15 protein-coding genes and 1 riboswitch are annotated in these 17,560 nt (G+C 71.5%); of the genes, 9 read left to right on the top strand and 6 right to left on the bottom strand.

All coding sequences use genetic code 11. The features are described 5' to 3' along the window. The first annotated feature begins 132 nt into the window (after window positions 1-132). From HWX22_RS20630 to HWX22_RS20620, 3 genes are all read left to right on the top strand, one after another. Entirely contained in the window at window positions 133-2,826 is a 2,694-nt protein-coding gene (locus tag HWX22_RS20630) for a LuxR C-terminal-related transcriptional regulator (RefSeq protein ID WP_175916283.1), read from the top strand. 249 nt (window positions 2,827-3,075) lie between these two features. Continuing rightward, the gene (locus HWX22_RS20625) at window positions 3,076-4,200 is read left to right on the top strand and encodes a porin (protein WP_175916282.1); all 1,125 of its coding nucleotides are present in this window, start codon (window positions 3,076-3,078) and stop codon (window positions 4,198-4,200) included. Between the two features lie 223 nt (window positions 4,201-4,423). Further along, the gene (locus HWX22_RS20620; protein ID WP_175916281.1) at window positions 4,424-5,128 is read left to right on the top strand and encodes a glutathione S-transferase N-terminal domain-containing protein; all 705 of its coding nucleotides are present in this window, start codon (window positions 4,424-4,426) and stop codon (window positions 5,126-5,128) included. 135 nt (window positions 5,129-5,263) lie between these two features. Here HWX22_RS20620 and HWX22_RS20615 read toward each other — a convergent pair whose 3' ends face one another. Continuing rightward, window positions 5,264-5,776: a MarR family transcriptional regulator gene (locus HWX22_RS20615; protein ID WP_059818240.1), complete on the bottom strand. Its 513-nt coding sequence runs from the start codon at window positions 5,774-5,776 to the stop codon at window positions 5,264-5,266. Window positions 5,777-5,908: 132 nt separating this feature from the next. On the opposite strand from HWX22_RS20615, the gene HWX22_RS20610 reads away from it, so the two are divergent. After that, window positions 5,909-7,093, top strand: a complete 1,185-nt coding sequence (locus HWX22_RS20610) for an MFS transporter (protein WP_175916280.1) — start codon at window positions 5,909-5,911, stop codon at window positions 7,091-7,093. A gap of 36 nt (window positions 7,094-7,129) precedes the next feature. Here HWX22_RS20610 and cobM read toward each other — a convergent pair whose 3' ends face one another. The 4 genes from cobM to cbiE are packed head-to-tail and all read right to left on the bottom strand — an operon-like array spanning window position 7,130 to window position 10,952. Further along, window positions 7,130-7,858 (bottom strand): precorrin-4 C(11)-methyltransferase, encoded by a 729-nt coding sequence (gene cobM, locus HWX22_RS20605; protein WP_059818239.1) that lies wholly within the window; start codon window positions 7,856-7,858, stop codon window positions 7,130-7,132. Between the two features lie 42 nt (window positions 7,859-7,900). Beyond that, window positions 7,901-8,632 carry a cobalt-precorrin-6A reductase gene (locus tag HWX22_RS20600; protein ID WP_175910973.1) on the bottom strand — a complete coding sequence of 244 codons (732 nt, stop codon included), beginning with the start codon at window positions 8,630-8,632 and terminating at the stop codon, window positions 7,901-7,903. Continuing rightward, window positions 8,629-9,717 (bottom strand): cobalt-precorrin-5B (C(1))-methyltransferase, encoded by a 1,089-nt coding sequence (locus HWX22_RS20595; RefSeq protein WP_175910971.1) that lies wholly within the window; start codon window positions 9,715-9,717, stop codon window positions 8,629-8,631. The genes HWX22_RS20600 and HWX22_RS20595 overlap by 4 nt, the downstream gene beginning before the upstream one ends. Beyond that, window positions 9,717-10,952 carry a precorrin-6y C5,15-methyltransferase (decarboxylating) subunit CbiE gene (gene cbiE / locus HWX22_RS20590; protein ID WP_175910969.1) on the bottom strand — a complete coding sequence of 412 codons (1,236 nt, stop codon included), beginning with the start codon at window positions 10,950-10,952 and terminating at the stop codon, window positions 9,717-9,719. Before cbiE ends, HWX22_RS20595 begins: the two co-directional genes overlap by 1 nt. Before the next feature lie 203 nt (window positions 10,953-11,155). Further along, window positions 11,156-11,347: riboswitch (cobalamin riboswitch) on the top strand. A 106-nt stretch (window positions 11,348-11,453) separates the two neighbouring features. On the opposite strand from cbiE, the gene cobG reads away from it, so the two are divergent. Genes cobG through cobJ form a run of 4 tightly spaced genes read left to right on the top strand, consistent with a single transcriptional unit; the run spans window position 11,454 to window position 15,871 of the window. Continuing rightward, window positions 11,454-12,809 carry a precorrin-3B synthase gene (cobG, locus tag HWX22_RS20585; protein WP_175916324.1) on the top strand — a complete coding sequence of 452 codons (1,356 nt, stop codon included), beginning with the start codon at window positions 11,454-11,456 and terminating at the stop codon, window positions 12,807-12,809. Beyond that, entirely contained in the window at window positions 12,802-13,428 is a 627-nt protein-coding gene (locus HWX22_RS20580; RefSeq protein ID WP_175916279.1) for a precorrin-8X methylmutase, read from the top strand. Before cobG ends, HWX22_RS20580 begins: the two co-directional genes overlap by 8 nt. Further along, window positions 13,425-14,159, top strand: coding sequence for a precorrin-2 C(20)-methyltransferase (locus HWX22_RS20575; RefSeq protein ID WP_175916278.1), 735 nt, complete (start codon window positions 13,425-13,427; stop codon window positions 14,157-14,159). The genes HWX22_RS20580 and HWX22_RS20575 overlap by 4 nt, the downstream gene beginning before the upstream one ends. Then, window positions 14,156-15,871 (top strand): precorrin-3B C(17)-methyltransferase, encoded by a 1,716-nt coding sequence (gene cobJ, locus HWX22_RS20570; protein ID WP_175916277.1) that lies wholly within the window; start codon window positions 14,156-14,158, stop codon window positions 15,869-15,871. The genes HWX22_RS20575 and cobJ overlap by 4 nt, the downstream gene beginning before the upstream one ends. Here cobJ and HWX22_RS20565 read toward each other — a convergent pair. Further along, window positions 15,847-16,131 (bottom strand): hypothetical protein, encoded by a 285-nt coding sequence (locus HWX22_RS20565; protein ID WP_175916276.1) that lies wholly within the window; start codon window positions 16,129-16,131, stop codon window positions 15,847-15,849. The genes cobJ and HWX22_RS20565 overlap by 25 nt on opposite strands. Between HWX22_RS20565 and HWX22_RS20560 the strand changes: the two genes are divergently transcribed. Then, a complete protein-coding gene (locus HWX22_RS20560) occupies window positions 16,124-17,479 on the top strand; it encodes a chitinase (protein WP_175916275.1) in 1,356 nt (451 codons plus the stop codon). The genes HWX22_RS20565 and HWX22_RS20560 overlap by 8 nt on opposite strands. The last annotated feature ends 81 nt before the right edge of the window (window positions 17,480-17,560 follow it).

Below are 17,560 nucleotides of genomic sequence, written 5' to 3'. Positions count from 1 at the left end.
GACCGGGCGGCGGTGCGGCCCCACTCGTCGCGGGGGGGATTGACGCGCGAACGCGGTTCGGTCGATCCTTCCCCCCACGCCCACCCCGGACGCTGGCCCGCACGGCATCGCCGGATTCCGACTCCTGCCCCGATGGCCCACCCACCCGATCGCGCCGACGCGCCCCCCACCGAACTCGTGCTGAAGACGACCGCGCCGCGCGTGCCGGCGCAGTTGCTCGCGCGTGCGCGGCTGAGCCTTGCCGCACCGGCGTTCGACGCGCGGCCCGTCACGCTCGTGCAGGCGCCGGCCGGCTACGGCAAGACCTCGCTGCTCGCGCAATGGCGGCGCGAATCCCTCGCGCTCGGCCGCGCGGTCGTGTGGCTGTCCGCCGACGAGCGCGACGACGCGCCGCGCCTGCTGCAGGGGCTCGTGCAGGCGGTGCGCACCGGTTGCGCGCGGCCTGGCTTCGGGCGCCTGATTCCGGACGGCGCGGCCCGCGCGCTGGAGGGGCTGACCGCCTGGCTGGCCGAAGTCGCGCAACTGTCGATCGACGCGCTGCTGATCGTCGACGACGCGGAGCGGCTGCCGCCCGCCGGCCTCGACGCGCTGACCTACGTGCTGCACAACGCGCCGCAGAACCTGCGGGTGGTCGTCGCGGCCCGGCGCGGGCTCGATCACGCGGCCGGCGACCTGCTCGCCGGCGGGCAATGCACGCTCGCGGGCCCCGACTGGCTGCGCTTCACACTCGACGAGACGATCGCGCTGGTCGGCGCGCGCTTTGCGCAGCGGGTCGACGCCGACGCGTGCGCGCGCCTGTTCGAACGCGTCGACGGCTGGCCGCTCGGGCTGCAGCTCGCGATGGCCGCGATGGCGCGCTCGGCCGATCCGCGCCAGGCCGTCGACGCGCTTGCCGCGCGGATGGACGGCACCCGCGACCGGCTCGTCGAGCTGCTGCTCGCAAATTTGTCGTCCGACGACACCGCGTTCCTCACGCGCACGAGCGTCGCCGATCGCCTGCATCCATCGCTGTGCGCCGCGCTGCTCGACGACGCAAACGCCCCCGACCGGCTCGCGCGGCTCGCGCGCGACACGCCGCTGTTCATCGCGTCCGACGATTCCGACTGGTGCCGGCTGCATCCGCTCGTGCGCGATACGTTGCGCGACCGCCTCGCGGCGAGCCCCGACGCCGAGCGGAGCGCGCTGCACGCACGCGCGGCCGCGTGGCTCGACGCGCACGGAATGACGGAGGAAGCCGCGCGCCACGCGTACGCGGCCGGCCAGTTCGACACGGCATACGCGCTCGCGCAGCGCTGCCTCGAGGACGCGATCAAGCAGGGCCGCATCAACGACGTGCTCGACTGGCTCGCGCTGCTGCCCGATGCGGAACTCGACAAGCGCCCGACGCTGCGGATCGCGGTCGCTTGGGCGCTGGCACTCGGCGAGCGCCATGTCGAGGCGCAGCGCCAGATCGCCGGCATCCTGGCCGATGCCGGCACGCCGGCCGCGATGCGCTACGAATGCGCGCTGATCCTCAGCGCGGCGGCCTATTACGCGGATGAAATCGACCGGTTCGTCGAGCTGTTCGAACCGTGGGCCGACTTCGCGCCGCCCGCGGCGACGTGGCTCGCGCAGATGCACGCGAACCGCCTGTCGGCGCGCGCGATCATCGTCGGCGAACCGGCGCAGGCACGCCGCTTCCAGCAGGCCGCGCCGCGCGGCGAGACGGCGGCCGGATTCGGCTACGTCGCGCGCTGGGGCGAACTGATCACCGGGCTGAGCTACCTGCGCGAAGGCCAGATCCGGCTCGCGGACGACGCGTTGTCGCCGGCACTCGCGCGCGCGGAAGCCGACCTCGGGCGCCGCCATCCGCTGACCTGCATGCTCGCGGCAATGTGCGCGGCGATCGCGTACGAGGCCGATCGCGTCGACCAGGCCGCCGCGCTGCTCGCGAACCGGCTCGACGTGCTCGAGCACGCGGGCACGCCCGACACCGTGCTGCTCGGCTACCGGACGGCCGCGCGCATCGCGCTGCTGCACGGCGTCGAGCATCGCGCGATCGACCTGCTCGAGGCGCTCGACGCGATGGGCGTCGCGCGCCGGCTGCCGCGCCTGTCGGTCGCGAGTCTCGCCGAGCAGGTGCGCATTCACGCGGCCCGCTATCGCGAGGCGACCTGCCATGCGCTCGTGGAACGGATCGATGCGATCGCCGCGGCGGAGTTTCCGTCGCACGGGCCGCTGTGGCGACGCCCCGTCGTGCTGCTGCAGGCGACGGCGCATGCGGGTGCCGCGCTTGCCGCGCGCCGCTGGGACGATGCGTGCGCGGCGCTCGACGAAGCGGCGGTGCTGGCGCGCGAGATGAGCATGGGACGCGAGCGCATCGAGATCATGGCGCTCAGCGCGTTCGCGCTCGAACAGTCCGGACACGGCGGCCGCGCGCTGCTCGACGAGGCGATGAACCTCGCGGACATGTTCGGCCTCACGCGCACGCTCGCCGACGCGCATCCGGCCGTCGCCGACTGGGCGCGCCGCATCGGCGACGAAGCGGCCGCGGGCGACGGCCCCGTGCGGCCCGCGCAGCCGCAGCCGCGCATCGTGCCGCCCGCGCCGCGCAGCCCGGCGAGCCCGCGCGCGGTGCCGAGCGTCGTGCTGACGCCGAAGGAACGCGCGATTCTCGAACTGCTCGCGCGCAACCTGTCGAACAAGGAAATCGCGGTGGCGCTCGCCGTCGGCGAGGAAACCGTGAAGTGGCACCTGAAGAACCTGTTCGGCAAGCTCGACGCCAGCTCGCGCAAGCACGCGGTGCGCCGCGCGCTGGTGCTCGGATTGCTCGAAAGCGCGCCTTGAACGCCGTCTGCACGCGTCTGTAGCGGCCTTGCCCCGCCGTTGACGGCAGCGTCGCCGCCGCCCGCCCCCCGATTCTCCGCAACCCTGCCCCCCGCGCATGGGGGGGAGCGGCCGCGCGTCGTTGCGTAACCTTTCCGCACGGCTCGCACCGGCGTCGCCTCACGCGCCTTCCCGCCTGCCTCGATGCTTCCCCCGCTCTACCCGCCCGGGCTCGATCCCGTGCGGTCCATTACGATCCTGGAGACTTCGATGAAGACGAAACTGGCCGCGCTCGCGGCGCTTGCCGGCTGTTCGGCGCTCGCGCATGCGCAATCCTCCGTCACGCTGTACGGCGTGGTCGACACGGGCCTGCTGTACCAGAGCACGTCGGCCGCGTCGTTCGGCCCGAATGCGCCGAACACCGGCAAGGTGTTCCGCATGAAGGACGGCGGCATCTATTCGAGCTTCTGGGGTATCAAGGGCAGCGAGGACCTGGGCGGCGGCTACAAGGTCAACTTCAAGCTGCAGGGTTCGTTCGACAGCGGCACCGGCAAGATGCAGCTGAGCGACACGCCGGGCGCCGTCGCGATCTTCAACCAGGTGGCGTCGCTTGGCGTGTCGGGGCCGTTCGGCACGTTCACGGCCGGCCGCCAGATCGTGCCGATGATCTACGCGATGGCCGACACCGACGTGCGCAACGCGCAATTCTTCGGCAGCGTGCTGACCGCGTGGCTCGGCCTGAACACCGCGGCCGGCTGGCCGGGAACGAGCACCAACGGCGCGATCGGCGCGCTGTACGACAGCAATGCGCTGGTCTATCAGTCGCCGACGTTCGCGGGCGCGTCGATCGCGCTCGAATACGCACCCGGCGGCGTCGCCGGGCAGTTCCAGGGCGGCACGCGCGAGTCGGTCGTGCTGCGTTACTCGAACTACGGGCTCAATGCGTCGGCGGTCTACTACAACGGTCACGACACGAATCCGGCGCCGGGTGTCGCGCCGACCGGCGTCGACAACAACCGCTTCGTCTACGTCGGCGCGAGATACACGATCCGCGATTTCTCGGTGTCGGCGTCGTACGGCAACGGCCGGAATCCGTCGCATGCGGACAAGGTGAACCTCGACATGCTGTCGGCCGGCGTCGGCTATCGCTTCACGCCCGCGCTGCAGGTCGCCTCCGCCGTGTACTACCTGAAGGACCGCAACCGCGCCGAGAACCGGTCGACGGCCGTCGTGCTCACGGCCGACTACAGCCTGTCGAAGCGGACGATGGTGTATGCGCAGGTCGGTCACGTGAACAACCGCGGCACGATGAACCAGATGCTCGTGTACGGGCAGCCGGTCGCGCCCGGGGTCGGCACGACCGCCGCGATGCTCGGGCTGCGGCACAACTTCTGACGAAGCGGCGACGCAACGACGCGATGGGCGTGCGGCGGCGCTCGGGCACCGCGCGCGGCCGCCGTCTGCAGCGATCGCGGGGATCGGCTACAGTGGGCGTTTTCGGCGCGCCCCGCCCGTCTGTCGAAGTGTTCGTCCCGTTCCTGTCGCGATGTCAGAGGCGGTCGGCGATGCGCGGCAGGACGGCGGAGCGCGGATCCTCCACGTTGACGAGCGAACCTCCATGCCCGATCTGTCCGCCTTCCCGATCACGAAGAAATGGCCTGCCCAGCATCCCGACCGTCTGCAGCTGTACTCGCTGCCGACGCCGAACGGCGTCAAGGTGTCGATCATGCTCGAGGAAACCGGCCTGCCGTACGAGCCGCACCTCGTCCGCTTCGACACCGACGACCAGCTGTCGCCCGAATTCCTGTCGCTGAACCCGAACAACAAGATCCCGGCGATCATCGATCCGAACGGCCCGGACGGCCGGCCGCTGCCGCTGTTCGAATCCGGCGCGATCCTGATCTATCTCGCGGACAAGACGGGCCAACTGATCCCGAAGGATCTCGCGGGCCGCTACGATACGATCCAGTGGGTGATGTTCCAGATGGGCGGCATCGGCCCGATGTTCGGGCAGGTCGGTTTCTTCCACAAGTTCGCGGGCCGCGATTACGAAGACAAGCGGCCGCGCGACCGCTACGTCGCCGAATCGAAGCGTCTGCTCGCCGTGCTCGACGCGCATCTCGCGAACCGCAAGTGGATCATGGGCGATACGTACACGATCGCCGACATCGCGATCTTCCCGTGGGTGCGTAACCTCGTCGGTTTCTACGAAGCGGGCGACCTGGTCGGCTTCGGCGAATTCAAGCATGTCGCGCGGGCGCTCGATGCGTTTGTCGCGCGTCCGGCCGTCGCGCGCGGGCTCAACATCCCCGCACGCGGCTGAGCCGCGCAGCGGGCGCACCTCGCGGCCCGCTCTCTTCCTGGCCCGCCGCATCGCGCGGCGGGCGATTCTCCCGCTTCCTTCGGGCGTTTTCGTTTCCCGCTCGCTGCGTTCATTCGACGTGACGAATCGGCGGCGCTATTTTTCGGCGGACGTCGACGCCGCTTCCCCCAGTCCCGCCAGCAGCTTTGCCAGCAGCGCTGAAAGCTGCGCCTGCTCCGCCTCCGACAGCGCGGCCAGCATCGCGCGCTGATTGTCGACGTGCGCGACCACCGCATCGTCGATCAGTGCGCGGCCGGCGTCGGTCAGTGCGACGAGCGTGCCGCGGCCGTCGGCCGGGTTCGGCCGACGCTCGACCCATCCGGCCTTCTGCAGCCGGTCGATGCGCGCGGTCATCCCGCCCGACGACATCATCAGCGCGTCGTACAGCGCGGTCGGCGTCAGCGCGAACGGCGCGCCGCTGCGCCGCAGCGTCGCCAGCACGTCGAATTCGCCCGGCTGCATCCCGTAGCGCGCGAACAACGGATTGAGACCGTCGCGTGCGATCACCAGTGCGGCCTCCTGCAGCCGTCCCATCACGAGCATCGACGACGCGTCCAGATCCGGGCGCTCGACGCGCCATTGCGCGAGCGCATGCGCGGCTCGATCCATTAACCCTCCTCGGCTCACCAGTTATCTTGACGTCGAGATAAATCGGCATTTATCTTGATGTCGAGACACTTTACATGAAAACGCGCGGCCCTCCTGACGGAGGTGTCGCGCACCGACACCGAGGGCCGTTCCATGAATCGCTTCACTTCTCCCGGATGGCGGCTTGCCGCCATCGTGCTGGTCGGACTGAACCTGCGGCCGGCGCTGGCCGCGATCGGTCCGCTGCTCGACATGATCCAGCGCGCGACCGGCATCGGCGACGGCGCGGCGAGCCTGCTGACCACGATCCCGATCCTGCTGATGGGCCTGGGCGCGTTGAGCGCGCGGCGGCTGCAGCGCGTGACGGGAATCGTGGGCGGCGTATGGCTGGGCGTCGCGCTGATCGGCTTCGCCTGCGCGTCGCGCATCGGCGCGCAGCACGCGTGGCTGCTGCTCGCGAGCGCATGCTGCGCGGGCCTCGGGATCGCGATGGTGCAGGCGTTGCTGCCGGGATTCGTGAAGGCGCATTTCGCGACGCGGATCGGCGGCGCAATGGGCGTCTATTCGACGTCGATCATGGGCGGTGCGGTGCTCGCGAGCGTCGTCGCGCCGTTCGCCGCGGCCCGCTGGGGCTGGCTGGTCGCGCTCGCGGGCTGGGCGCTGCCGGCCGCGCTCGCAGCGCTCGCGTGGTCGCTGGCCAGCCGGGGCGGCGACGCGTGGGTGTCCGGGCCGACGTCGGCGTCGATGGTGCAGGCGCGCCCGTCGCGCTCGCCGCGCGCGTGGCGGCTCGCGCTGTTCTTCGGGATCGCGACGGGCGCCTATACCCTCGTGCTGGCATGGCTGCCGCCGTACTACATGCGGCTCGGCTGGTCGCCGACCGCGGCCGGCAGCCTGCTCGGCGGCGTGACGCTCGCCGAAGTCGTCGCGGGGCTCGCGGTCTCGGCGACGATCGACCGCCTGCCCGATCGCCGGCCCGCGCTGCACGCGGCGATCGCGTCGCTGCTCGCGGGGCTGCTGGTGATGCTGGCCGCGCCGCAGGCACTTGCGTTGCCGGCTGCCCTGCTGATGGGTGCCGGTATCGGCGCGCTGTTTCCGTTGTCGCTGATCGTCACGGTCGATCATGCGGCGACACCGGCCGACGCGGCGTCGTTGATGGGGTTCGTGCAGGGCGTCGGCTATCTGATCGCCGGGCTGTTTCCGTTCGCGGCGGGCATCGTGCGCCAGCATCTCGCGGATCTGTCGCCCGCGTGGGTCGCGATGGCTTGCCTGTGCGTCGTGCTGTTCGCGCTGGCGACGGGGTTCGCGCCGCGGTTTGCGCGGCGCGTTGCGCGGGCGTAGCGCGAGCGCAGTGCCTCGCGTTCCCTGCACGCGCAATCAACTGCCGCTCGCATACAGCGTCGAATCCGCGAACCCTTCCGCATCGAGCACGCGCCCGATCAGGATCAGCGCGGTGCGCTCGATCCGCGTGTCCTGCACCTTGCCGACGATGTCGGCCAGCGTGCCGGTCACGCGTTCCTCGTCGGGCCAGCTCGCACGGTAGATCACCGCGACCGGGCAGGCGGGCCCGTAATGCGGCAGCACTTCGTCGACGATCCGCGCGAGATGCCGCACGCCGAGATGGATCGCGAGCGTCGCGCGATGCGCGGCGAGCGCGCCGAGCGCTTCGCCTTCCGGCATCGTCGTCTTGCCCGCAAAGCGCGTGAGGATCACCGTCTGCGCGACACCGGGCAGCGTCAGCTCGACGCCGAGCGTCGCCGCGCACGCGGCCGTGGCCGTCACGCCGGGCACGATTTCATACGGAATCCCGAGGGCTTTCAGCCGGCGGATCTGTTCGCCGATCGCGCCATACAGCGACGGATCGCCCGAATGCACGCGCGCGACGTCCTGGCCTTTCGCATGCGCGGCGGCGAGCAGCGCGACGATCGCATCGAGGTCGAGCTCGGCCGTATTGACGACCTGCTCCGCGCGATGGCCGTCGAGCACGGCCGGCGGCACGAGCGAGCCTGCGTACAGAATCACCGGGCACGTGCGCACGAGACGCTGGCCCTTCACCGTGATCAGCTCCGGGTCGCCGGGACCTGCGCCGATGAAATACACCGTCATCGAAAAATCTCCGTCAATTCATGGGGCAGCCGGCGCGCGGCGTCACGCGCGCGCGCTCGGGTCGAGCGCATCGAGCAGCGCGGCGGCCGAGTCGAACGTGCGATCGGCGTCGGGCTGCGCCGGCCGGCGCAGCATCACGACCGGCAGCCTGTGTTCGCGCGCGACGTCGAGCTTGGCCTCGGTCGCGGCGCCGCCGCTGTTCTTGCTGACGACGACGTCGATGCCCGCGAGTGCGAACAGCGCGCGCTCGCCGTCGAGCGTAAACGGCCCGCGCGCGGCGAGGACCTGTGCGCGCGCGTTGCCGGGATGCGCATCGAGGCAGCGCACCAGCCAGAACTGGTGCGGCGGAATCTCGTCGAGATGCGCGAGCGGTTCGCGGCCGAGCGTGAACAGCGGCCGCCGGAACGGCGCGAGCGCGGCCTCGATGCCGGCCCAGTCGTCGACCATCCGCCAGTCGTCGCCGGGTTGCGGCGCCCACGGCGCGCGGCGCAGCGCCCACAGCGGCACGCCGGCGTCGCGCGCGGCCGCCGCCGCGTTCGCGCTGATTCGCGCGGCATACGGATGCGTCGCGTCGATCACGAGGCCGATGCCGGCGCCACGCAGGTACGCGGCGAGTCCCGCCGCTCCGCCGAAGCCGCCGACGCGCACTTCGCAGCGCAAGTCCTCGGGCACCTTGCCGAGGCCCGCGAGGCTGTAGACGTGTTGCGGGCCGAGTGCGCGCGCGATCTTCAGCGCGTCGCCGGTGCCGCCGAGCAGCAGGATGCGCGTGCTCATCGTGCGCTCCCGACGAAGCGGCCCTGCCGGTCGATCGCGAACATTTCGATCGCGACCGATGGGGGCACGATGTCGCGCGCGACCCGCAGCGCATGCGCGCAGACGATGTCGCCGAGCGGCACGCCGTCGGCCTGCGCGAGCTTGAGCGCTTCCTGGCTGGTGTTCGCCGCGCGCATCGCGGCCTGCAGCGCCGCGTTCGCGCCCGCCTCGGCCGCCCACTGCGCAAGCAGCGGCAGATCGATGCTCGAATGGCGGCTGTGCAGGTCGAGATGGCCTGCCGCGAGCTTGCTGAGCTTGCCGAAGCCGCCGCACATCGACAGGCGCGCGACCGGCGCGCGGCGCAGGTGCTTGAGCACCGCGCCGGCGAAATCGCCCATTTCGATCAGCGCCATGTCGGGCAGGCCGTAGTGCGCGCGCATCGCATCCTCGCTCGCGTTGCCGGTACACGCGGCGATGTGCGCGATCCCGTTCGCGCGGGCGACGTCGATACCCTGGTGGATCGACGCGATGTATGCCGAGCACGAGAACGGCCGCACGATGCCGGTCGTGCCGAGGATCGACAATCCGCCGACGATGCCCAGCCGCGGGTTCATCGTCTTCAGCGCGAGCACCTCGCCGCCCTCGACGCCGATCGTCACGTCGAAGCCGCCTGCGTAGCCGAATTCGGCCGCGAGCGCGTCGAGGTGCGTGGTCATCATCTGGCGCGGCACCGGATTGATCGCCGGTTCGCCGACGGGCAGCGTGAGTCCGGCGCGCGTGACGGTGCCGACACCCGGCCCCGCGTGAAAGCGCACGCCGGGCGCCGCCGCGAGCGCGACGCGCGCGAAGACCAGCGCGCCGTGCGTGACGTCCGGATCGTCGCCGGCATCCTTGATCGTGCCGGCTTCCGCGCCGTCGGCCGTCGTCCGGCAGAACGCCAGCCGCATCATCACGTGCTGCCCCTTCGGCAGCACGATCTCGACGGCGTCGACCGCGTGCCCCGCCAGCAGCAGGCGCGCGGCGGCGAGCGACGTCGCGGTCGCGCAGCTGCCGGTCGTGTAGCCGAAGCGCAGCGGCGCCGGTTGTTCGGGGGTTTCGTCGCGCATCACGCGGGGTCCGTGAGGTCCGTTGCCATGGCATCAGGTTTGCGCACGTCGTACAGCGTGACGGGCAACGGCTGCCGCCACGTATCGAAGCGGCCGAGCGGCTCGGCGTGCGCGAGCGACACGCGCGTGAGCGTGCCGCCGTGCATCTCGCGCCACGCGGCGAGCGCGAGCTCGCCCTGCAGCGTGACCGCATTCGCGACGAGCCGGCCGCCGGGCTTCAGCGCCGACCAGCACGCGTCGAGCACGCCAGGCGCGGTCGCGCCGCCGCCGATGAAGATCGCGTCGGGCGCAGCGAGGCCCGCGAGCGCAGCGGGCGCGCGCCCCGCGACGAGTTGCAGCCCCGGCACGCCGAGCGTGTCGCGGTTGTGCTCGATGAAGCGCTGGCGCTCCGCATGCGACTCGATCGCGATCGCCTGGCACGACGGATGCGCGCGCATCCATTCGATGCCGATCGAGCCGCTGCCCGCGCCGACGTCCCACAGCAATTCGCCGGGTGCGGGCGCGAGGCGTCCGAGCGTCAGCGCGCGCATGTCGCGCTTGGTGAGCTGGCCGTCGTGGCGGTACGCGTCGTCGGGCAGGCCGGGCGTGAGTGCGCGGCGCGGCGCATCGGGGCCGGCCTGGCAGTCGAGCGCGACAAGATTGAGCGCGGCGGTTTCGTCGATGTTCCAGTCTTGCGCGAGACCGTCGATGCGCCGTTCGAGCGGCCCGCCGAGATGTTCGAACACGCTGATGCGCGTCGGGCCGAAGCCGCGCGCGGCGAGTTCGGCGGCGACCGTGGCCGGCGTGCGGCCGTCGGCGCTCAGCACGAACAGGCGCCGGCCCGGCAGCAGATGGCGCGCGAGCGTCGCGAGCGGCCGGCCGACGAGCGACACCGCGCCGACGTCCTGCAATGCCCAGCCGAGCCGCGCGGCCGCCAGCGACAGCGACGACGGCGCGGGCAGCACGCGCCATTCGTCGGGGGATAGTTCGCGCGCGAGCGTCGCGCCGACGCCGAACAGCATCGGGTCGCCGCTCGCCAGCACGCAGACGGGCGAACCGCGTCGCGCGAGCAGGCCCGACAGGTCGAATGGCGACGGCCACGCGGCGCGCTCGGCCCGCAGCCGCGCGGGCAGCATGTCGAGGTGCCGCTTCGCGCCGACGACCCGCGACGCCTCGAGCAGCGCGCGCCGTGCGCTGCGCCCGAGCCCCGCGTAGCCGTCGTCGCCGATGCCCACTACCGTCAGCCACGCCGTCATGCACCCTTCCCCATCGTCCGGTTCCATCGAGTCGCCGCACGGCGCCGGTATGGCGCCGGTGCGGCCGTCCGCATTGCGAAAGTCGGCATGGTACCGTGTTCCACCGCGCGTTTCATCTGCCGGCCCGCCGACGCCGGGCCGCATTTCGCTTCGGCCACGATGCCCGCTCGGCGGTCGCGAAGCGCGGGGGAAATCGGGTATGCTACGGCCGTTCGTTCGCCGGTGCCCTTCGGGGCCGAAGAGGGAACACAGGGCGCGCACCGCGCCGCTGTGGCTGCCCCCGCAACTGTAGACAGCGAGCCGATCTCCCCCTCGTGCCACTGGTTTCACCGGGAAGGCCGGGAGCCGGCGCCGACCTGTCAGCCAGGAGACCTGCCGGCATGAAAGTGCGTGCGTGCCAGTCGGCGTCGGGCGGGGTGTACCGATGCGTTGGCCGCGGCGCGACACTGTCCCGGTATCCCGTTGAGTTCCGCCCCCGATTCCATTCCTGCATCGCCCGTCGTGCGCCCGTCGGCTTGCCCGGGGCTCGTGCGCGTCGTCGCGGCCGCCGACGGCGGGCTGTGCCGGATCAAGCTGCCGGGTGGCCGGCTCGACGCGCGGCAGGCGCGTGCGATCGCCGCAGCCGCGCGCGCTTACGGCTCCGGCGCGATCGACGCGACCAATCGCGCGAATCTCCAGTTGCGCGGCATCCGCGACGGCGCGGCCGATACGCTGGCCGACGCGTTGCTCGATGCCGGCCTGGGCCCGCGCGCCGGCGATGCCGCCGACGACCGGGCCGCGCTCGCCGCGAGCGACGACGTCCGCAACCTGATGCTCAGCCCGCTCGCGGGGCGCGATCCCGACGCACTGCTCGACAGCCGCGCGCTCGCGCTGCCGTTGCTCGACATGCTGACGCACGAGCCGCGCCGTGGCGAGATGTCGCCGAAATTCTCGATCCAGCTCGACGGCGGCGAAACGGTCGCGGCGCTCGATCATCCGCACGACATCTGGCTCGCCGCGTGGCGTCGCGGCGACGGCGCAGTCCGCATCGCCGCGGGCCTGGCCGGCTGCCCGCCGGTCGCGCCCGGTGATCCGCGGGCCTGGTTCGACGTCGCGCCGGACCAGACCGTCGCGCTCGTTCGCGCACTGCTGCTCGCGTTCCTCGATCTCGCGCCGGCCGACATCACGCGGATGCGCGCGTTGCTCGCGACGGGCGGCGCATGCGCGTTGCGCGAGCGCGTGCAGCATTACGCGCCCTTCCCGCTCGAAGCCGATCCGGCACTGGCCGGCTGGCGGCGCAAGCACGCGGACGCCGCGCTGCGTTTCGGTGCACGGCCGTCGCGCGATGCGGATCGCTGCAGCGTCGGCGCGCAGTTCGTGCTCGGCCGGCTCGACGCAACACAACTGGAACGGCTTGCGGCACTCGCCGACGCGGAAGGCGACGGCACGCTGTCGATGACCCCGTGGCAAGGCGTGTTCGTGCACGGCGTGCGGCACGAACGCACGCCGGCCGTGCTCGACGCGCTCGCGTCGCTCGGCCTCGTGTGCACGATGTCCGACCCGCTGGCGGCGCTGGTCGCGTGCACCGGCAGCGCGGGCTGCGCGAAGTCGCGCGCCGATACGAAACACGATGCGCTCGCGCTGGCCGCGCGCGTCGGCCATCCGGTCGACGTGCACCTGACCGGCTGCGAGCGTCACTGCGCGCTGCCGCACCCCGCGACGTCCACCCTCGTCGCGGTCGCGCCCGGCCGCTACGACCTTTACCGGCGCGACGCCGCCGCGGGCCTCGGCGCCCCGCTCGCGCGCCATCTGACGATTGACCAGGCCGCGGACCGACTGACGGACGCGCGGCACAGCCAGGACACCACCGATGCTTGACTACATTCGCGACGGGCAGGAAATCTACCGCCAGTCGTTCGCGACGATCCGCGCCGAGGCCGACCTGTCGCAGGTTCCGCCCGATCTCGAGAAGCTCGCGGTGCGCGTGATCCACGCGTGCGGGATGGTCGATGTCGCCTACGACCTGCGCTTCTCGGCCGGCGCCGGCACGGCGGGCCGCGCGGCGCTCGCGGCCGGCGCGCCGATCCTGTGCGACGCGCGGATGGTCGCCGAAGGCATCACGCGCGCGCGGCTGCCGGTCGGCAATCGCGTGATCTGCACGCTCGGCGAACCGGAAGTACCCGACCTGGCGCGGCATCTCGGCAACACGCGCTCGGCCGCGGCGCTCGAACTGTGGCGCCCGTATCTGGCCGGTAGCGTCGTCGTGATCGGCAATGCGCCGACCGCGCTGTTCCACCTGCTCGACATGATCGACGCCGGCGCGCCGCGCCCCGCTTTGATCCTCGGCTTTCCGGTCGGCTTCATCGGCGCGGCCGAATCCAAGGCGGCACTCGACGCCGACAGCCGCGGCGTGCCGTACGTCGCGCTGCTCGGCCGGCGCGGCGGCAGCGCGATGGCCGCGGCCGCCGTCAACGCACTCGCGACGGAGGCAGAATGACGGCCCCGCGCGGACGCCTGTTCGGGGTCGGCGTCGGCCCCGGCGACCCCGAACTGATGACGATCAAGGCGCTGCGCGTGCTGCAGGCCTCGCCGGTGGTCGCGTATTTCGTCGCGAAGGGCAAGAAGGGCAATGCCTACGGGATCGTCGAGGCGCATCTGCTCGATGCGCAGACGCAATTGCCGCTCGTCTATCCGGTGACGACCGAGGCGCTGCCGCCGCCGCTCTGCTACGAGACCGTGATCGCCGATTTCTACGACACGGCCGCCGAGATCGTCGCGTCGCATCTCGACGCCGGGCGCGACGTCGCGGTGATCTGCGAAGGCGATCCGTTTTTCTACGGGTCGTACATGTACCTGCACGATCGCCTGGCGCCGCGCTACGACACCGAAGTGATCCCGGGCGTGTGCGCGATGCTCGGCGGCACGGCCGTGCTCGGCCAGCCGCTCGTCTATCGCAACCAGAGCCTGTCGGTGCTGTCCGGCGTGCTGCCGGAGGACGAATTGCGCACGCGGCTCGCGCAGGCCGACGCGGCCGTCGTGATGAAGCTTGGCCGCAACTTCGACAAGGTGCGGCGCGTACTCGACGAACTGGGGCTCGCGAAGCGCGCGCTGTACGTCGAGCGCGCGACGATGGCGGCGCAGCGCATCGTGCCGCTCGACGAAGTCGATCCGATGGCGTCGCCGTACTTCTCGCTGCTCGTCGTGCCGGGGGAAAAATGGCAAGGATGACGACTCCGCCCGCGATCGTGATTCTCGGCGCGGGCGCACTCGATACCGCGCGGCGTATTCAGGCGCGTTATCCGGGCGCCGTCGTGCACGGGCTCGCGTCGCGCGTCGAGGCCGACGTGCCGTTCGACGAGCTCGGCGCACACCTGCGCGAGCTTTACGCACGCGGCCTGCCGATCGTCGCGCTGTGCGCGGCCGGCATCGTGATCCGTTGCGTCGCGCCGGCGCTGGCCGACAAGGGTGTCGAGCCGCCGGTGCTCGCGGTCGCGGAAGACGGTTCGGCCGTCGTGCCGCTGCTCGGCGGGCTGACGGGCGTCAACCTGATCGCGCGCGAAATCGCCGAATGCCTCGGCGTCGCGCCCGCGATCACGACCAGCGGCGAGCTGCGCTTCGGCGCGTGCGTGCTCAACCCGCCCGACGGCTATGCGCTCGCCGATCTCCAGCAAGGCAAGCGTTTCGTGTCCGACCTGCTCGCGGGTGCGGCCACGCGCGTCGACGGCGCGGCGCCGTGGCTCGACGACGTCGCGCTGCCGCGCGACGATGCGGCCGCGCATGCGATCCGCGTGACGCCCGATGCGTGGCGCGGCGCGCGCGACGAACTCGTGATCCATCCGCGCAGCGTGGTGGTCGCCATCGAGGCGCGCGGCGTGCGGGCCGATGCGTCGCCATCGCTTGCCGAGCGCATCGACGCGCTGCTCGATACGCACGGTCTCGCGCGGCTGGCGCTCGCCGCACTCGTCGCACCGGCGTCGTTGCTCGGCGATGCGCGGGTCGAGGCGGCGGCACGGACGCTGGGCGTGCCGCTGCGCTTCGCCGATGTCGAACGCGACGAAGATGCCGATGCGGCTGCCCTGCTGGGTTCGACGTTGCGCATGGCGCACACACTGCGCGCAACGTCCGACGGCCTCGCGTGCGCGGTCGCGACGCAACCCGTCGATCCCGCGACGCTCGGCCGTGCACGCGGCCGCCTGACGGTGCTCGGCCTCGGCCCGGGCGATGCGGCATGGCTCACGCCCGCCGCGCGCACCGCGCTCGCGCAAGCCACCGACATCCTCGGCTATACGACCTACGTGACGATGGCCGGCCCGTTCCGCGCGGACCAGCGCGTCCACGGCACCGATAATCGCGAGGAAATGCAGCGCGCGCGCCATGCGTTCGAACTGGCGGCCGAAGGCCGGCGCGTCGCGGTCGTCTCGTCGGGTGACCCGGGTGTGTTCGCGATGGCCGCGGCCGTGCTCGAAGCGCTCGACGAAGCGCGCGATCCGCGATGGGCCGCGGTCGAACTTCGCATCGAACCCGGCGTATCGGCATCGCTCGCGACCGCCGCGCAGGCCGGCGCGCCGCTCGGCCACGATTTCTGCGCGATCTCGCTGTCGGACAACCTGAAGCCGTGGGACGTGATCGAGACGCGCCTGCGGCACGCGGCGCAAGCCGATCTCGTGATGGCGTTCTACAACCCGATCTCGCGTGCCCGGCCGTGGCAGCTCGACCGTGCGCTCGATGCGGTGCGCGCGCATCGTGCGGCCGATACGGTCGTCGTGCTCGGCCGCGACATCGGCCGGCCCGGCGCGACGCTCACGACGACGACGCTCGGCGCGCTGCGCAGCGATCAGGTGGACATGCGCACGATGGTGATCGTCGGTTCGTCGACGACGCGGCGTTTCGCGATCGGCGACGGGCGTGAGTGGGTCTACACGCCGCGCTGGTATCGTTGAACGTCGCGGCGCAACGCGCGGCCGACCATCCGATCGATATCGGTCGGAAAAATCGCCCGCTTCGCGTTTCGATAGGCGATCGAATCGGCAAGATCGTTACGTATCGGGAATCGAATAACGAAAAGAACACCTAAGTATTCACGATTCGGCGCGAATCCTCCAAGATGAGCACGCCGCCGGGCGGGCATACCCGATCGCCCGCCCGGCGGCGATACGCGGGCCAGCGTATCCCTCTTCCACTTGGAGAACACAATGAACAACAACGTGTTGCCGCGATTCAACCCGCGCGCGCTCGCCGCGGGCTGTCTGCTCGCCGTGGCGAGCGTGTCCCACGGCGCCGGCGTCTATGCGCCCTTCGTCGACGTGACGCTCTACCCGACGCCGCTCGTCGACCGGATCGGCGTCCAGCAAGGCATCCAGCAGTTCACGCTCGCGTTCGTGGTCGCGGGCAGCGGCTGCGCGCCGTCCTGGGGCGGCGTGCAGCCGATCGGCAACGGCGCGAGCGGCGACCTGCTCGCGTCGCTGTCGACGTCGATCGCGAGCTATCGCGCGAAAGGCGGCGAGATTGCCGTCTCGTTCGGCGGCGCGAACGGCACGCCGCTGATGCAGGCATGCTCGAGCGTCCCCGCGCTGAAGACGGCCTATCAGACCGTGATCGACACCTACGGCCTCGCGCACGTCGACTTCGACATCGAGGGCGCATCGCAGCAGGACAGCGCCGCCGTCGCCCGAAACTTCCAGGCCGTCGCGCAACTGCAGTCCGACTACGCGGCGAAAGGCAAGCCGCTGCACGTCACGCTGACGCTGCCGACGATGCCGACCGGGCTCACGCAGGATGGCGTGAACGTCGTCAACGCGGCAATCGCGAACAAGGTTGCGTTCGACGCGGTGAACCTGATGACGATGGACTACGGCCCCGCGAACATCGACATGGGCGCGGCCGCGATCAGCGCCGCGCAGGCGCTTTATTCGCAGCTCGATACGGCGTTCAAGTCGGCGGGCCAGCCGAAAACGGGCGCGCAGCTGTGGCAGATGGTGGGCGTCACGCCGATGATCGGGATGAACGACGTGCAGGGCGAAACCTTCACGCTCGCGAATGCGCAGAGCGTGTTGAATGCGGCGATCGGCAACGGCTACGGTTTCTTCGGCAACTGGTCGGTCGGCCGCGATCAGCCTTGCCCGAACAACGGCGCATATGTGGCGCCGACCTGCTCGGGTATCGCGCAGCAGCCATACGCGTTCGCATCGATCTTCCGCAAACTCGACGGCAAGTGGGGCACGGGCGTCACGCAGGATCCGAACTACGGCGGCGGCTCGAACGGCGGAACGCCGCAACCCGGCGCGCCCTGGTCGGCCGGCCAGGTCTATACGGCCGGCGCGACCGTGACCTACCAGGGCACGACGTACCAGGCGCAATGGTGGACACAGGGCGACGTGCCCGGCCAGGCTGCGGTATGGAAGCCGGTCGGCGGCGGCACGCCCGTGTGGTCGGCAACGACCGCGTACCAGGGCGGCACGTGCGTCATGTACCAGGGCGCGAAATACTGCGCGAAATGGTGGACGCAGGGCGACAACCCGAGCGCAGGCGGCGTGTGGGTGAAGTCGTGACGGCGCGGCACACCGGCGCGTGACGCGCCACGGCCGTTCCCGGATGCCGCCCGGCATCGCGGTGAACGGCCGCCGAAGCAG

The sequence above is a fragment of the Burkholderia sp. BCC1638 genome, assembly GCF_902833195.1.
Classification (GTDB): Bacteria; Pseudomonadota; Gammaproteobacteria; order Burkholderiales; family Burkholderiaceae; genus Burkholderia; species Burkholderia diffusa.
Note: the sequence above shows the minus strand (reverse complement) of the source record. Positions and strands in the feature narration are given on the sequence as shown.

Bases quoted from the DNA above. Each gene is read 5' to 3' on its own strand.
- HWX22_RS20630 (WP_175916283.1), top strand. From the start codon at position 133: ATGGCCCACCCACCCGATCGCGCCGACGCGCCCCCCACCGAACTCGTG.
- HWX22_RS20625 (WP_175916282.1), top strand. From the start codon at position 3,076: ATGAAGACGAAACTGGCCGCGCTCGCGGCGCTTGCCGGCTGTTCGGCG.
- HWX22_RS20620 (WP_175916281.1), top strand. From the start codon at position 4,424: ATGCCCGATCTGTCCGCCTTCCCGATCACGAAGAAATGGCCTGCCCAG.
- HWX22_RS20615 (WP_059818240.1), bottom strand. From the start codon at position 5,776: ATGGATCGAGCCGCGCATGCGCTCGCGCAATGGCGCGTCGAGCGCCCG.
- HWX22_RS20610 (WP_175916280.1), top strand. From the start codon at position 5,909: ATGAATCGCTTCACTTCTCCCGGATGGCGGCTTGCCGCCATCGTGCTG.
- cobM (WP_059818239.1), bottom strand. From the start codon at position 7,858: ATGACGGTGTATTTCATCGGCGCAGGTCCCGGCGACCCGGAGCTGATC.
- HWX22_RS20600 (WP_175910973.1), bottom strand. From the start codon at position 8,632: ATGAGCACGCGCATCCTGCTGCTCGGCGGCACCGGCGACGCGCTGAAG.
- HWX22_RS20595 (WP_175910971.1), bottom strand. From the start codon at position 9,717: ATGCGCGACGAAACCCCCGAACAACCGGCGCCGCTGCGCTTCGGCTAC.
- cbiE (WP_175910969.1), bottom strand. From the start codon at position 10,952: ATGACGGCGTGGCTGACGGTAGTGGGCATCGGCGACGACGGCTACGCG.
- HWX22_RS20580 (WP_175916279.1), top strand. From the start codon at position 12,802: ATGCTTGACTACATTCGCGACGGGCAGGAAATCTACCGCCAGTCGTTC.
- HWX22_RS20575 (WP_175916278.1), top strand. From the start codon at position 13,425: ATGACGGCCCCGCGCGGACGCCTGTTCGGGGTCGGCGTCGGCCCCGGC.
- cobJ (WP_175916277.1), top strand. From the start codon at position 14,156: ATGACGACTCCGCCCGCGATCGTGATTCTCGGCGCGGGCGCACTCGAT.
- HWX22_RS20560 (WP_175916275.1), top strand. From the start codon at position 16,124: ATGAACAACAACGTGTTGCCGCGATTCAACCCGCGCGCGCTCGCCGCG.